Source organism: Candidatus Hydrogenedentota bacterium (assembly GCA_018005585.1).
Classification (GTDB): domain Bacteria; phylum Hydrogenedentota; class Hydrogenedentia; order Hydrogenedentales; family JAGMZX01; genus JAGMZX01.
In genome coordinates this window covers 12,546-28,091 of sequence record JAGMZX010000068.1, presented here as the reverse complement: position 1 = coordinate 28,091, position 15,546 = coordinate 12,546, and the positions used below count along the sequence as shown (strand labels likewise).

At 64.6% G+C, this 15,546-nt stretch carries 10 protein-coding genes; 6 read left to right on the top strand and 4 right to left on the bottom strand.

The annotated features are described in order from the left end of the window. The first annotated feature begins 209 nt into the window (after positions 1 to 209). Positions 210 to 1,541: a sodium:alanine symporter family protein gene (locus KA184_12810; GenBank protein ID MBP8130452.1), complete on the top strand. Its 1,332-nt coding sequence runs from the start codon at positions 210 to 212 to the stop codon at positions 1,539 to 1,541. 50 nt (positions 1,542 to 1,591) lie between these two features. On the opposite strand, the gene KA184_12805 is transcribed toward KA184_12810, so the two are convergent. Together KA184_12805 and KA184_12800 are read right to left on the bottom strand one after the other, a co-directional pair. Next, a complete protein-coding gene (locus KA184_12805; GenBank protein ID MBP8130451.1) occupies positions 1,592 to 3,973 on the bottom strand; it encodes a penicillin acylase family protein in 2,382 nt (793 codons plus the stop codon). After that, a complete protein-coding gene (locus tag KA184_12800) occupies positions 3,973 to 4,941 on the bottom strand; it encodes a hypothetical protein (protein MBP8130450.1) in 969 nt (322 codons plus the stop codon). The genes KA184_12805 and KA184_12800 overlap by 1 nt, the downstream gene beginning before the upstream one ends. Before the next feature lie 199 nt (positions 4,942 to 5,140). On the opposite strand from KA184_12800, the gene KA184_12795 reads away from it, so the two are divergent. Together KA184_12795 and KA184_12790 are read left to right on the top strand one after the other, a co-directional pair. Then, positions 5,141 to 6,442, top strand: coding sequence for a radical SAM protein (locus KA184_12795; protein MBP8130449.1), 1,302 nt, complete (start codon positions 5,141 to 5,143; stop codon positions 6,440 to 6,442). A 6-nt stretch (positions 6,443 to 6,448) separates the two neighbouring features. Beyond that, positions 6,449 to 7,246: a DUF2878 family protein gene (locus tag KA184_12790; GenBank protein MBP8130448.1), complete on the top strand. Its 798-nt coding sequence runs from the start codon at positions 6,449 to 6,451 to the stop codon at positions 7,244 to 7,246. A gap of 24 nt (positions 7,247 to 7,270) precedes the next feature. Here the strand turns inward: KA184_12790 and KA184_12785 are convergent, their stop codons facing one another. Both KA184_12785 and KA184_12780 read right to left on the bottom strand, forming a co-directional pair. Continuing rightward, positions 7,271 to 7,627: a heme-binding protein gene (locus tag KA184_12785; protein ID MBP8130447.1), complete on the bottom strand. Its 357-nt coding sequence runs from the start codon at positions 7,625 to 7,627 to the stop codon at positions 7,271 to 7,273. A gap of 106 nt (positions 7,628 to 7,733) precedes the next feature. Then, positions 7,734 to 11,006 (bottom strand): hypothetical protein, encoded by a 3,273-nt coding sequence (locus KA184_12780; GenBank protein MBP8130446.1) that lies wholly within the window; start codon positions 11,004 to 11,006, stop codon positions 7,734 to 7,736. A gap of 350 nt (positions 11,007 to 11,356) precedes the next feature. Here KA184_12780 and KA184_12775 point away from each other — a divergent pair, with 350 nt between their 5' ends. The 3 genes from KA184_12775 (at position 11,357) to KA184_12765 (ending at position 15,274) form a co-directional block, all read left to right on the top strand. Beyond that, positions 11,357 to 12,073 carry a MerR family transcriptional regulator gene (locus KA184_12775; GenBank protein MBP8130445.1) on the top strand — a complete coding sequence of 239 codons (717 nt, stop codon included), beginning with the start codon at positions 11,357 to 11,359 and terminating at the stop codon, positions 12,071 to 12,073. A gap of 67 nt (positions 12,074 to 12,140) precedes the next feature. Continuing rightward, a complete protein-coding gene (locus tag KA184_12770) occupies positions 12,141 to 13,199 on the top strand; it encodes a hypothetical protein (protein ID MBP8130444.1) in 1,059 nt (352 codons plus the stop codon). 362 nt (positions 13,200 to 13,561) lie between these two features. After that, a complete protein-coding gene (locus KA184_12765; protein MBP8130443.1) occupies positions 13,562 to 15,274 on the top strand; it encodes a VWA domain-containing protein in 1,713 nt (570 codons plus the stop codon). Positions 15,275 to 15,546 lie beyond the last annotated feature (272 nt).

Sequence of the window (15,546 nt, the reverse complement as noted above, 5' to 3'; positions counted from 1 at the left end):
TTCGGCAAGCGCGCCGCGGGCGGGCAAGCATGCAAGCAAGACAAGTGTCCAGCGGGCATATCGGAACAGGTGAAAGCGCGGCATGGGGCGTTCCTTTCTGCGGTTCGAGCGTGTCAGCCTACTGACGCGAAGGAGCCCCACGCAAGAAAATGGCGCGGCGCGCGAAAAACCGGTATCGTGTCCCCCGATTTGCGAAGCAAGGAAACGCCATGGAAGCCCTCGAAGCGGTCTTGGGAAAAATTAGCGGGATCGTCTGGGGTCCGCCCCTGCTGGTCCTGTTGTTCGGCACGCACCTGTTCCTCACGTTCCGGCTCCGGCTCATCCAGCGGTATATCGGGCGGGCGATCCGCCTGTCGCTCGAACGCAGCCGGGAGGGCGAGGGCGACATCAGCCACTTCGGCGCGTTGACCACGGCGTTGGCGGCAACCATCGGCACGGGCAACATCGTGGGCGTGGCGACGGCGGTGGCGCTGGGCGGCCCGGGCGCAGTGCTTTGGATGTGGCTCACGGGCGTGTTCGGCATCGCCACGAAGTACTCCGAGGCGTTGCTGGCGGTGAAATACCGTGTGACGACGCGGGACGGCGCCATGGCCGGCGGGCCGATGTACGTGCTCGAACGCGGAATGAACGCGAAGTGGCTGGGCGTGCTGTTCGCGGTGTTCACGTCAATCGCGGCGTTCGGCATCGGCAATCTGGTGCAGGCAAACGCCGTGGCCATCAACATGCACGACACCTTCGGAGTGCCCACTTGGGCGACAGGGATCGTTCTGACCGTGCTGACGGCGCTGGTGATACTTGGCGGCGTGAAGTCCATCGCGCGCGTCTGCCAGGCACTGGTGCCTTTCATGGCGATTACCTATGTGCTCGGCTGCGTCATCGCGCTCGCCTTCAACATCACGAGCATTCCGGACACGATCGCGCTCATCGTAAGCAGCGCGTTCACGGGCCAGGCCGCGGCCGGCGGATTCCTCGGCGCGGGCGTCCTCCAGGCAATGCGCTACGGCGTGGCGCGCGGCCTGTTCTCCAACGAATCGGGTTTGGGCAGCGCGCCCATCGTGGCCGCAGCCGCGCAGACCAAAGACCCGGTCCGCCAGGCGCTTGTCTCCGCGACCGGCACCTTCTGGGACACGGTCGTCGTCTGCGCCATGACCGGGCTGGTCGTCGTAAACTCCGGGTTGTGGCAAAGCGGGTCGGACGGCGCGGCCCTGACGAAGGCCGCTTTCGGCCAGGTGCACGTGCTCGGGCCCGCAGTGCTGACACTGGGTCTGCTCACGTTCGTCTACTCCACGATCCTAGGCTGGTCCTACTATGGCGAGCGCGCCATCGAATACCTCTTCGGTCAAGGGGCCGTGTTGCCTTATCGCGTGCTTTGGGTCGTATCCGTGATGATCGGCTCCGTGGCGACGCTGCAAGCCGTCTGGGACTTCGCCGATATCGCCAACGCGCTCATGGCCATACCGAACCTGGTCGCGCTGCTCGCCCTGAGTTCCGTCATCGTGGCGGAGACGCGCCGGTATCTGTGGGAACCGCCGCGGGAGTGACGGGCCGGCCGCGGCGTGGGCGTCCCGGCCGTGTTTCCGCCCGCGACATTTCAGGGCCGCGGGAACGCCTCGGGCACGAACGGCATTTCGCGCAGCCGCCACTCGGTAAACAGCGTGTACTGGTCCTGAAAATGAGGTGAGGCGCGGCGTTCGGACTGGCCCGGCACGAGCATGTGGAATGAGCGGACGGGTTGGCTCAGTTCGACGGCCATCCAGAAGGTGCCGCAGTTGCGATAGGGGAACTCCGCGATGTCGCCGAGTTCCAATGGTGCAGGCTCATAAGGCCATTGGCTCATATCATCGCCATACCTGACAGTGAGCGCGTCCAGGACACGCCGGAAGCACGTGTAAACAAGTGTTTCGCCGTCGCGGCCGTGCAGGTAGTCCCCCTGGACCTTGACGCCCGACAGGTCGGGGCACAAGACGCGAAAGGCGAGTATCCCGAAAATCTGCAGGTTCTCACGGCTCATGCTGCGCTCGACGAGCGGTCCAAAATCGGGCCGGAATAGCTCTACGATGGTCTCCATCGTCCATTCATTCATCAGGAGCGCTGCCGTCGAACCCGGCACGTCCTTGCTCGGCCATGCGGCGAATGACTCGGCAGCACGCGCGACCCGGGGGTCGTCTCCGGCATGCGCGCGCAACAAGCGTACCAGGTAATCCTGGAAGAATGGTCCGGCGAAGTGGTGTTCGCCGTTTTCACGGTTGATGCCGACGAACGTGTCCCAGTCGATGGGATTATGCCGTTCAAGGATCGCGTGGATGGGATGGCCCCAGAGGAATTCGGGCCACCAGCCGGGCGTATTGACGCTGGGTTTGTTGTTGAAGCAGCCGAACCAGCCTTCGGGCGGGTTTACGCTCGAAACCAAGTCCGTCGCGACGGTCAAGCCGCGCCAGTCATATTCGCCCGTTCCGGGCGTGGGCAGGCGCGGGTCCCATTTCGGATGACGTTTTGGCATGCGGCCTGAGAGCCAGTAGCCGATGTTGCCGTCGGCGTCCGCGGCGACGAAATTGTTGGACGAAGTTATGCAGCGGACAGGTTCCTCGAGGTCGTGGACGCCTCGCGCGAAGAGCAAATCGAGAAACGCGGCAGTAGAAACGACTTCCTGGCCTGCATTCGCGCGGGATTTTGCGTAAGCCTGACGGTTATAGGGCATCCGATGTACCACCGGGCCGTGAAGGGTGCGGTACACGGTGCAGGGCCTGACCTCATAGCGGCCGTCCGCACGTTTGACCACGATAGGTCTCTGCGACTCTTCCATCCTTAGCCACTTGCCGTTGTGGCGATATTGACAGGGGTCGTCGGGGTGTATTTCTTCAAGAAATATGTCCGATTGGTTCACGATGAACCCGGCCGTGACCCCCCATGCCACGCGCTCGTTATGCCCGATGACCAGTCCGGGAAACCCGACGAGGTTGATGCCGGCGGCATTCAGGCCGGGCGCCACGAGGTGAATCTGGGCAGCCTGCGCCGGAACGGTGAAGCCCATCATCGGCCCGGCGAAGAGCATCGCATGACCCGTCGCGCTCCTGTCCGCATGGACGGCCCACGCTTGACTGCCCCAGCGCGAAAACGCGCCCGTGCGCGCCTGATAGCTGCGCGCGGCCCACTCGCGCTCGTTGAACGCTCCCAGCGCGACCAGATTGAAATCCCGCACTGCAACGGGGTCAAGCCGGGACACGGCGCGGCGCACACGCTTGTCGCTGTGGTCGGTCGTAGGCGAATTCGGCACATCGATGGGCAGCGCGTCGTCCAGGAAATGGTCCAGGAACTCGCCGCCTTTGAAGAACCGGACCAACGCGGCCAGCTTTCGTATGTGGTGTTCCTCCGCGCCGCCGTCGCCTCCGCGCGACACGTGATAAACGGCGTTCGCCGCGATATCGGCCGGGGTAAGCGGCGGCACTTGGGGCGCGTTGCGCTCCAGGTACGCATTCACGCCAGAGAGGTAGGCGTCGAGGTAGCGCCGCAAGTCGGGGCGCATCGTGTCCATCAAAGCCGGCAACTCGGGCTCCGCATACCCGTTAATCCGGACATCGACGTCGGACTCGACCGCGCCCTCGCCCTCGTGCGCGGCCAGGCGGCCCATGGCCACGTCGCGGCCGCGCAGCACCTGAAGACAGCGGTCCTCCATGATGACATAGCCCTGCGCGCGGAATGCCGCTTCGAGGGACGGCGCGAATACGTGCGGCACGCCACAGGCGTCGCGAAAGACCTCGATGCGGTCGCCGCCGAGTTCCAGGGCATACCAGCCCTCCGGCGGCAGCGGCAGCGACGCCTCATCCGGCCAGACGTAGCGCAGCGTATCCTTGACGAGCGCTTCCTCTTCGGGCGTCAGCGCGGCCGCGCCATGCGCGAGGAGACAACAGCAGAAAAGCGCCGCCACCACAGACAAGTCGCCTGCGGTACGGCGCGCGGTCACTGTGCGGTCCATCACATCCCCTCGACCAGACGTTCCAGCAACTGGGTCATTCCGTCCACGCGGAAATCGCAGACAATATCCGTGCCTTCACGGCGGGTGTCCAGGAAGAGCCCGAGTCCCCAGGCGTCGCGCAAGGCACGGGCACCTTCCTCCCGGACCACCTCGGCCAGGTAAGCGAGATCCGCCACAGCGGTTTCTGCTGCATCGGGCAGACAGAGGAACCGGCACCGGCCCGCAAGCGCGTCGTCGACAAGGCTCGCGCCGGCATATATGCCGAGTACGCACTCCAGGTTTCGCGCAAGTTCCCGCGGCGTGTAAAAGGGCGGTTCGGCGGCCATCGCCGCGTGCACGGCCATGAGCGCGGCCAGAACTTGCCCGTCGCGGTTGTCCAGCAAGACCTCAATCAAGTCCTGACCTGCCGGCTCACGCGGCGGGAGAACCGTATCGACGATACGATAGTCGGCGAAAGCCACTTGGCCAGACTGCACGATCGCGTGCGCGGCGGCCAGCCCGGCGCGCGGCGAATGAAAACCCATGGCGTCCCATGCGAGGCACGGCGTATCCGGCAGCAGCCGCGCACGATTCAACAACGAAACGAACAGGGGCGTCATCCGCTGGGAATTGACAAAGAGCGTCAAAATCAGCGGCTCGGGAAGCGGCCCGGTCTTCATCAGCATGCCCACTTCGCGGGGCAGGCAATGTTTTGCCAGCCAGCGAGGCGCGCCGTCGAGTTCCGTGCGGGCCTCAATCCAGTCCAAGGCCAACAGAGGCCGCAACACCACCTCAAAACCAATGCTGTCACGAGGCGCGCCCGCGTCCGGAATGGCCGGTGCGGTACGAATGAGGTCGAACCGGTATTCAACATAGGCGGCCAAGCCGGCCAGGATTGCGGCGACAACCAGGGGAAAAGAGCAGAAGCGCCTGAAGAAGCGCCGCTTGACCGCTTGTGCCTCGTCGTTGTGCGCCGGTGCTTCGCCCAAGAGATGATTATCCTTCACGGCAAACCCGCTGGCAGTATTGCCCGTCTTCAGACCAAAGTCAATGCCCCGGGCCGCCGGAAACGCGCGATGCCAACATGTCCCGCCGCGTCTGCGTCCCTTGACGGAACACTGGCGAGGTGGTACTCTCCCACTGCGTCCCAGGGGCGCGCCGCCGTGCTATACCTGCAAGGAGACGCCGGTGTTCGGGAGGAAGGAAACACCGCATACGGTTTCGGCGCCGTTCGCCGGCGCGAACCGGCGACGGTACACACCCCGGGCAGGCCACCCGGACCTCGATGCATGCCTCGCGGAAGCGCAAACGCTCGCGGCCGACATCCGGCCGCTGTTGCTCAAGGATGCGGACCTCTCCTTCGCGGACCGCTGCCGGGACCGCTGGCGCAAGGTCAGGGCGTTGCGCCGATCGGCGGCGAATTATCTGGTCAACCGGGGCCGCTATAAGGGGGGAAACCACGCGTTGCGCCCCTTGTACGTCATCTGGACCATGTGCAACAGCTGCAATTTCCGGTGCAACTACTGCGACAACCACCAGGGCCGGCATTATTACGACATGGCCGACCCCGGGCGCCTGGACACCGGACAGGGCAAGCGCCTGCTCGACGTGATGATTACGGGCACGCCCGCCATCTACTGGTGCGGCGGCGAGCCGATGCTGCGCAGCGACTTGCCGGAACTGCTCGACCACGCGTGGCGTCTCGGTTATTTCCCCAACATGATCAACACGAACGGCAGCCTCGTGCACCGGCGGCTGCAAGACCCCGCGTGGCGGAAGTTTCTGTGGCAGATGGATATTGTGATCGTCAGCCTCGACGCGCTCGATACGGCGCTGCTGTCGCGGCTCTGGGGCGTGGATGCGGGGCGGCAGGTGCTCGTGAATCTGCTGCTATTGCGCGAACTGCGCCGCGACGTGACGTTCAAACTGGCCGTGAACACGGTCATCACGCCGGAGACGATTATGGAGGCGCGCGCCGTATTCGACCTGGCGTGCGACCTCGACGTGTGGTTCGTGCCGGTGCCCGTGAATTTCAAGCACCGGCCCGAGGCCGCGCTGTTGGATAGCCCCGCCTACCGCGAGTTCGCCGAACTGATTCTCGCGCGCAAGCGGGAGGGCTGCAAGATCATCGGTTCGGAAACCCTGCTGCGCCGGCTGCTCTACGCGGAACCGCATCACTGCCTTACCGCGCTCAAGCCGCATGTCTGGTCAAACGGGGCCATATGCTGGCCGTGCCGCGCCGCCGTGAACGTCGCGCCCGTCGACATCAACCTGCTGGACTACCAGACCTTCGACGAGGCCTACGCCGCCGGGCGCGAACGCATCGCCCCGGACCACTTTCACGGCAAAGGCGCGCAGCAGTGCGGCGGCGATTGCGCCTGGATGCAGAACTACACGACCTCGCGCTATCTGGAAGGACTGACGCATCCGGTGCGCAGCGGGTTCCTGCAGGAACTGCGCGAATTCGCCGTAAACCGGCGCAACGGGTAGGCCAACATGCAGATTATGAAACCCGACTCCAACCGGCTCACCGCGGTTGATGCAGGCGTCATCGCGTTTGTCAGCGCGGCTATCTGCCTGGCCGCGGACCGGCTCGTCCTGATGGATATCCTGGTGCCGGCCGCGCTCATTGCGCGCATGGCGGTCCTGTTCCGGCTGCGCAAGGCGGAAGGTGTCTGTTTCCGGGCCGAAGCGGCATTCTTCGCCGTTTGCACGTTATTGGGCGCTTATAACGACTGGAGCACGGTCTGCTGGCGCGGCGTTTACGACTACAACGTGCCGCACGAGTTCGCTTTTTCAACGCTGCCCATGTGGATGCTGCTGTACTGGGGCATGATTCTGCGGTTCATGGCCCGGTTCGCGCGGTGGCGGGCCCTCGGTGCACCGTTGCGCCTTGCGAACACGGTGGGATTCGGCCGCCTGCGCGTCGAAAGCGGCGCCGCGAAGGTCGCGCTCATCCTCGCGCTGACGTTCGCGACGCGATTCATGGTCTTTCGAGCCTATCTGGACCCGGTTTGGTCCTGGCTGCCGTTCCTGATCGCGCTGGCGGTCTATCTGGTCCTGTGCCCGCCGGACCGACACGACGTGCGCCTCATGGCGGTTGTTCTGGTCGCCGGGCCGCTGGTGGAGATCCTCTACATCAACGTGGGCGGCCTGCATCGCTATCATCTGGGTTGGATAGGCGGTGTGCCGCTCTGGATCGCCGTCTGGTGGATACTCGTTATTCTGATCTGGAAGGACATTGCGTTCCGCATCGAGGCGGCGCTGCAAGAATGGCTGCCAGACCGTCCGTGACGGGCTGAGAGCGCCGTCCCCACGTTACTCGACAGGCGCCTGAATTTCGTTATGGCGCATGCAGAAGGGCGTCCACGGCGGATCATGCTGGGCGACGATCGGATTGCCCGCCGTCACGACGCCGTCGCGGTCGAGCGCTTCCTGCAGCCGCTCGATTTTCCGCTGCGCGCGCCGCTCGGTCGCATAGCCGCCAAATTCGAGCACCGCGAACTGCCGCGGCGCCACTTCGCGGAATCCGGCGTACAGCGTCTCCCGGTATGCGCCCTGCAACGTGACCTCCGCCCGGATATACCCCGCGCACTCGCGAATCTCATAACCATCCGCTTCGCGGATGACGCTGTACTGAGGCGTCTCGATATCCTTGGTTGACGTATACCCCACAACCGTCCACGCCCCGAACAATGCGAGTACGGCCCCGGCCGGACCATTCCCGGCGGGGTCGAGTGCGGCTGGCTTTTGTGCCCGGCCCCTGCGGCGCAAGACCTGTTCACCGCCACCATTTGAGCGGGACGGGCACGTCGCCTTTGGTCTCGAAGTGGACCGAGAACCGGAACGGGCCGGGGATCTTCGAGCATTTGACGAGCAGGGTATTACGCCCCTGGCGCAGGGAGCCCTCGGCAACCTCCGTGCCGAACTGATCGTGCGGGACCTGGTTCCGGCTTTCGTGTATCAGGCGGCCGTTGAGCCATACCTTCGTCGCGTTCTGTACGCCAAGGCGGACCGTAACATCCTGGCGCTTCTCGGCGGAGAATTCGGCGTAGGCGTAGCCGGTGCCGTGGTCGAAGCGGGGGTAATACTCGAATACGGGCGTGAACGCGGCCTGCAAGTCCACGACGTGGCCGGCGCCGGCGGTGGAATACCACGGTTTCCACGTGATGGACTTGTACCAGCCGGGATAGACCGCCGTGAAGTCGATGGTCTGCTCGGGCGGATACGCCGTGTCGTGGCCCGTGCCGTTTTCCCAGTTGGGAAACTCGCCGATGACCATCCATTTGCGGACGTTCTCCGCGCGCTGCGTGCGCAGCCACTCGGCGGCGCGCGGGTCGCGCGGCAGCATCTTGCCGGCGGGCACGGACCGGCGCGCGAAATGATTGACGAGGTTGACGAACAGGCGGTCCGCGACGGGGTCTTCGCCGAGATGTTCGAGCACGCGCAGATGCGTGAAGACGACCCGCCCGGCGCCAAACCGGCGCACGAGGATGTCGCTGCCCCACCACGCCGTCTGACCCATCATGTAGTGGCCCGTGGCGATGGGCGTCGTGTCGAAGCTGCCGCAGATGTCCTCGTCGCTCGCTTCGACGAAGGTGCGCGCGGGGACAACGCAGCGGTAGGGCTGGCGCATCAGGCACCGCGTCGGCAACCCCTCAAAGACGGGATGGAACTTCACGTAATGAAACACGGGAAGGAACGCGCCGACCGCATCCTTCGACGTGGCCTTGACGTCTTCACCCAGGCGCTCGGCGAGGTCATTCCAGTCATCGGGCGGCCCGAAGACCAGCGCTACGGCCCCGCCCTCGACCTGAGCCAGCACGCGCGTCAGTTCCTCTTCGGGATAAGCGCGCACCGTGTTCGCGAGGGGCGGCACGACCAGCACGGGCGCGGTCAGATTGCCCAGCGCCGCGAAGCGTTCGCAACGAGAGCGCCACCCCCCCTGCGGATCGAGGACGTAAATCTCCCAATTGCTCCGCTCGACTGGGGGAAAAACGAAAAACTCAAGCGAGCTTTCGGCGGTCACACGCTGCTGCTGCGAGAGGCGCACGACAAAGCGGTGCGTGCCTGGCGAACCCGACGCCGCGATTTCGCCGCGCCAGAGTTCCTTGCCGTGCTTCGGGATTTTGACGGACCGCGTCTTCTTCCACAGCACCTGTTGCGTCGGACCCACAACCTGGAGCGCCAGGTCGGCGCGGTCCTCGACCCGGTCTTCATTCGCGAGGAGCACGGCGACGGGGACTTCCTCGCGAATCGTGAGATTGGTGCGCGAAAACTGGATCAAGGGGCGCAGCGGCCGCTGCACCTCTTTCATGGCGTCGAAAGCGGGTTTCGGGCGCCGCCAGCGGTCGAGCACGCCCGCGCAGAACTCGTGGCCCGCGTCGCACAACTGCGTGTAGCAGTACCCGGCGGTCTTCGGGTTCGCGCGGATGGCGTCGATCTGGAACCGCGCGGCGTCACACTGCAATTCGCGCGCCGCCGCGAGGAACCCCGCGAAATCGCCAAAGATGCGGTCCAGTTCGCGCTCCGTGAAGCCGCTCGATCCGGCGTCGAGCATCTTTTTCAGGAACCGGGCATCCTTGTAGCGGTCCAGGCAGGCCCCGTATTGCGCGATGACGTCCGGCAGGTCCTCCGGGCCGCCAAAGCCGAATTCGGAAAGGAAATACAGGAGATTCGGGTCGCCGTTGTGCTGGTAGTACAACTCGATATCGCGGTCGGCCGGCGCGCGCTGGTAAATGTGGAGATCGTCGTAGACCTCGAACTCGTCGCGATACGGGCGCAGGAACCGCGCGGGCTCGCGCGTGGCGTTGACGCCCCCGCTGTCGTCGATGATGAGGCGCGTGGGGTCGAGCGACCGCGCAAGGCGGCACAGGTCGTCCTTGATGGTCTGCGCGCCGCCGCCCGTAACATAGCCCGCGTTCCCGGATTCGTTGAGCATGCCCCAGACCACGACCGACGGATGGTTCCGGTCGCGCAGGATCATTTCCCGCACTTCGTTTTCGCAGCGGCGCCGCAGATGCGGCGACCCCTGTATCCAGCCGATAGGCGGCTCTTCGTAGAGCAGCAGGCCGACCTCGTCCGCCAGGTCAAGGGTGATACGCGGCGCGGTCTTGATGTGCAGGCGCAGCATGTTGAAGCCCGCCTCTTTGGCCAGCTCGAGTTCGCGCCGCGCCAAATGCCCGGACTCGGGCGCCGCCAGCGACCGCGCATAGTCGGGTTGATGGAGTGCTGCTTTGACGAAGAAGGGCCGGCTGTTCAAGTGGAACCGGTTGTCTTTCACCGTCAGTTCGCGCATGCCGAACCGCACGCGCGTCATGTCGCACGCGCCGCCCGGCTGTGTCAGCCGCGCTTCAAGCGTATAGAGGCGCGGCGATTCAGGCGACCAGAACTCGCAATCGGGGAATTCAATAATGTGACGGCCTGGCGCGCCTGACGCGCGGTGGGGCGTGTCCGCGATGGCCAGTTCCAGCGAGCCGGGGCCGGAAGCGTCGACATGCACGACGATGAGTCTGCGCCGGATATCGGGCTGGACAAACACGTCGCGGATGTGGACATGCTCCAGGAGCTCCAGATAGACCCCGCCCCAGAGCCCCGCGAAGGTGAAATAGCCGTGCTCTTTCGCGCAGGGGATTTCCTTCGGCTGGAAGTCCCTGTAACCGTCCGGCCCGTGCGGATCGACAAGGCGCACCGCCAACACGTTGCCGCCCGGACGCAACGCGCCCGTCACGTCGAAGGAAAAAGGCGTGTAGCCGCCCTCGTGATCGCCCAACCGCCGCCCGTTCAGCCAGACTTCCGCGTAATAATCGGCGGCCTCGAAATGGAGCAGCGCGTAACGCTCGAGAAGAGCTGACGCGACGTCAAACTCGCGGAAATACCAGCCCACCCCGTCGTAGTCCGGGACCCAGAGGTCCCACACGCTCGGCACCTGCACCGTCAGCGCCTCGCCCCCGGCTTCGCCCGTAAACCACCGCCGCTCGACACCGGCATCGTCCGGGTCCAGAACCAGCCGCCATTCGCCATTCAGCGGCAACTGTGCGCGCGAAATATCCATCGTGTGTTCAACTTGCTTCGACTATTGCTCAATGGGCCGTTTCAGAAGTTCGGCATCCTATCCGGAGATTGACTCCTTGGGGTGCGGCAGCTTGCCGCCGCTCTTCTTCCCGGGCAGCTTTCTGCCCGGCGGCACAGCCAACTCCCCGCGAAAGCAGAGAGCCTGTGACGGCAAGAACAAGATGCCTATGCCGCGTCCCGCAGTCTAACCGCCCTGCCCGATGGCAATCAACTCCCCCGACGTCCGCGCGCCCCGGCTTTCGTTTGCCGCTGACTGCCTCATGGGCCACCGATCCCCGCACCTGTGAAAAAGAACTTGACAATATTACATGTAACATTTATAATGAGGACATGAAGTTTCCCAAGGGATATAGCCTGAAAGAACTCAGTGTCCTTACGGGCATTGAAATCAGGACCATTCGCAGTTACATCGAGCAAGGTCTGATACGAGGTCCGGAGGCGCTGGGAAGGAACGCCTACTACACGGAGCACCATCGAAGGCGGCTGGAGAGAATCAAGCTCTTGCGTGACATCTACGGGATGCCGTTGAGCGAGATTCGGCGGTCCCTCTTGACGGCTCGGGAAGACGATTTCGAAGAGGATTCGCGGAAGCCGCCCCGGCAGGAAACGCCCGGACAGCGGGCAGGGGAACCGGCCGCGACGTATTGCCCCTCGGTTCGCGATAGGCAGCGATGGATGCGCAAGGCCATGCAGCAGGGCCCCGAAGCGCCGGCATGTCCCATGCCGCCGTCTCCCGAACTGGCCGGGGCAACCCTGCGTTCCGAGTTGGAACCCGGCACGCCGATATCGCCATGCGCCGCGCCGCCGCCGGACGCGCCCCTGACCCGTGTCGTGCAGGCCATCGAGAAGATGCTCGGCCCGCGACGCGTGGCGCGCAATGCGCGCGCGGTGAGCATTACGCGCATAGAGATAACTCCGGATATCGCGCTTGAACTGAAAGGCGAGTACACACCGGTCGCGCGCGCGCTGTTCGAGCGCCTGGCCGACTGCTTGCGAGACGCATTTGTCCACGGCACGGAAGAAGGCACGGAGAATAAACCCGGTTAGCCGGAAACCCGTGCTGCCGGCGTCCCGCCCATGCCACGGGAACCAGCAACGCGAAAGGATCGCCGTCATGAACACCATCATTGAAAAGGAACTGGAATTTCTCGTCCTTGGAGACGCCCAAACCCGCGGGCGCGCGGCCCTAGTGCCGCTTTTGCGTCCCGAACCCGCAAACGGCCCCGAGTATCTGATGCTGAGCGAAGCCCTGCAACAGGGGTTGCTCCGCGTGACCGAAGTATCCGAGGGCGGCGCCGTGCCCGAACTCAAGGTGACCAACGAGGCCGGTTTCCCCGTGCTTATCCTCGACGGCGAGGAGCTCGCCGGCGCCAAACAGAACCGGGTCGTCAACACGACTATCCTGCTCCGGGAAAAGAGCGAGACCGTCATCCCCGTCAGTTGCACCGAGCGGGGCCGCTGGGCCTATCGCTCGCCCGTCTTCCACGATTCCGAGGCCGTCATGGCCCGCGACGCACGCGGCAAGAAGAGCCGCTCCGTCCACGAATCGCTCAAGCGCAGCGGTTTCCACCGTTCGGACCAAGGCGAGGTCTGGGCAGAGGTGGACCGGCTCCACGAACATCTTCGGGTATGCTCGCCCACCGCGGCCATGCGCGACGCCTACGAAGCCCGTCGCGACACGCTGAGCACATGGGCCGGCGCTTTCCCCCTCCTGGACGGGCAGACCGGGCTCGTCTTCCTCCTCGACGGAAAGCCCGCAGGACTCGAGTTTCTGTCTCATCCCCGCGCCTACAGGCTCGCCCATGACCGCCTGATCAAGAGCTACACCATCGACCTCGATCCCGACGAACCCGCCAAGCCCGCGGTGCGCGCTTCCGCGGGCGACCCGGCCGGGGAACTCGCGGCTCCGGACAGCGCCGCCCGCGCTGCCGCCGCCGCGTTCCGCGCGTCCCTCGCCGCGCTCTCCGAAAACGTCTATCCCTCCTGCGGCTACGGCGACGACCACCGGTTCGAAAGCGAAAGCATCTGCGGCTCCGTCCTCGTTCATCAGGACGCCTGCGTCCACGCCGCCTTCTTCCAGGATACCGCCGCCGCGGAACACCACCGCCCCGGCCCCCGCATGGCGTCCTATCAAGAACGCCTGCGCCACCGGCGGCAGAGAGGCGATTCGTGAAGACCAATCAACACGAGAGACCTTTCCTCGGCATGAGGACTGCGCGGAGGGCCGGTCATGTGTTCGATTACGGAGGCCATCGAGCAGTTTCAGGAGGAGCGCCCAAGTGTCGGCTGGATGGACCAAGAACCGGTGACCCGTGAATGTCGTCCGGTGGTTCTTGGCACGGGCGTCCCGCCGGTGCGAGTGAAGAAGGGTAGCCATATGCATGGGCAGGATGCCCATGCCACGGCAAGAACATTGGCAGGATGCCCATGTCACGTGCAAAATGTTGATTTCTCGCTGGAAATGGGCCATGCTGGAAGCTTGAGACCGGCCGGCCGCCCACCACCCGTGGGCACAGAAGGAAGAAGGGGTATTGTATGAAATACGTGAGCGTAGGCTTGTTCGCGCTGGCGGCCATGACCGGCTTCGTCTTGTCGGGCTGCCGGGAGCCCAAAGAGGCTATTATTCTCTCGAAAAGCGTGCTGGATTTCGGGCGCGACAACCTGCCGATCAAGATGCGGGTGTGGAACGCGAACCCGGACGTGGGCACGTTGACGATCAGGATTACGCCGTCCGATCCCTGGATCAGCGTGTCGCCGCGCGAGATTACGAGCACCGCGCCAGCCGCCGCGGATGGGCCGTTCGACGAGAAGCTCATCGAGGTGCGCGTGGACCGGACGCAACTGTCGGCAGGTTCCTACACGGGCGAAATCCGGTTTTCGTCGCGGGGCATCGTTGAAAAGACGGCGTCCGTGCTGGTGACGCAGGACCAAGACGGCGTCCCTCCGGGCAAGCTGAATTTCCTGAGCGAGCCCGTGCCCGCCTATGGGGCGCCCTATCTGGTGGACTTCAGTTTCTCGCTGGTCGATGAGAAGGGCGACCCGATCGTGGCGGAGCCGGCGCAGTTCCAGGTCTCGGCAAAAGAAGACGCGAAACCCGTCGAAGCCGAGACGGAGGTCCACCTGAAACGCAGCGCGGCACGGCAACTCAAGATGTTCCTCGTGCTCGACTACTCGTTGAGCATGCAAACGACGACGGGCGCGATTACCGCCATGGAACAGGCGGCTCAAGACATTCTGCTGCCGGCCCTGAACGCGGACGCGCTCGTGGGCGTCTACGAGTTTCACCGGGACGACCTGGAGCCCGCGCAGGTGGTGGACCTGACCACGGACAGGGACCTGGTCAGCGACGGGATAGACAGCATACAGACGGAATTCGTCCAGGGGTTCAGTTCGGGTTCGCGGCTGTGGGACGCGGTCATCGCCGCGGCGGACCATCTGGGCACGATACCGAACGCAGCCCAGGAAGAGCGGATCATCGTCATCTTCTCCGACGGCAGCGACACGAGCAGCGTAAACACGTTGGATGATGCGATCGACGTTGTCATGGAAGCGGACGCGCATGTCTATGCAATCGGTTTTGGCTCCGATGTGGACGAATCGAACCTCCTCTTTATTACCCTGAGCACCGGCGGTGAAGTGCTGCCCTCGAGCACGACCACGGAACTCGCGGACCGGTTCCAGGACCTTGTGGACAAGCTGGGCGCGCGCTATGTGTTGCGTTGGGCCACGTTGAAGCGCTCGTCGGCCGTGTTCCAGCCGTCGTTCACGCTGAACTTGGCGGGCGGCGCGATTTCGCACATCGAACCGGAGCTGTACCGGCCTTCCGACTATAGGGGGAACGAGCTCGAAGGCGTGCTGCGGCTCGTGCCTTCGGAGAACCGCGAGTATACGACCGTCTTTCTGCGCGCCGATTATGTGCCGCGGCAAATCAGCCGTATCCGCATGTACGTGCGCGCGCAGACGCCGTTCACGCCCAGCATTGTCGGGGCCGCCGACGACGGGCTCGCGGGCGACTGGACCCTGACTGCCATGCAGGACAGCGAGCGCGGCGGTGTCTGGATAACGATTCAGACCGTCGCGGGCACGTTGCCGTTCGCGACTTTCGGGCCGCTGCTGCGCTTTGATTTCGACGGGATAGTGCCGGACGAAACGCCGCTCTTCGACCAAGTGTACGTGGATCCGTCCGTCTACGCGAACGGCCAGAGCTTCCGCGTTGTCGGTTATCCGAACACGCCGCCTGGCGAGTAGTGAACACTCCGCCCGGTTCCGGGCCGTGCCGTATCGCGGCCGTCGGCGCAACGGGTTTGCGATGCCGTCCTGAGAGACGGGGCCCAGGTCGCGTTCGCGCGTGAGTAGAGGCATCGGATCCCCGTCGGAAGCGTCAATAGCCGACGGGCCCAGGTCGCGTTCGCGCGTGAGTAGAGGCCGCGCGCCGGCACGGGCCTTGTTCCAATCCATGGGTTGACGGTGTATTCCACATTCGTTGCGCCCATTCGCCGCCGGCATGTTATGGGTGGTCT

Bases quoted from the DNA above. Each gene is read 5' to 3' on its own strand.
- KA184_12805 (MBP8130451.1), bottom strand. From the start codon at position 3,973: ATGGACCGCACAGTGACCGCGCGCCGTACCGCAGGCGACTTGTCTGTG.
- KA184_12810 (MBP8130452.1), top strand. From the start codon at position 210: ATGGAAGCCCTCGAAGCGGTCTTGGGAAAAATTAGCGGGATCGTCTGG.
- KA184_12765 (MBP8130443.1), top strand. From the start codon at position 13,562: ATGAAATACGTGAGCGTAGGCTTGTTCGCGCTGGCGGCCATGACCGGC.
- KA184_12770 (MBP8130444.1), top strand. From the start codon at position 12,141: ATGAACACCATCATTGAAAAGGAACTGGAATTTCTCGTCCTTGGAGAC.
- KA184_12780 (MBP8130446.1), bottom strand. From the start codon at position 11,006: ATGGATATTTCGCGCGCACAGTTGCCGCTGAATGGCGAATGGCGGCTG.
- KA184_12790 (MBP8130448.1), top strand. From the start codon at position 6,449: ATGCAGATTATGAAACCCGACTCCAACCGGCTCACCGCGGTTGATGCA.
- KA184_12775 (MBP8130445.1), top strand. From the start codon at position 11,357: ATGAAGTTTCCCAAGGGATATAGCCTGAAAGAACTCAGTGTCCTTACG.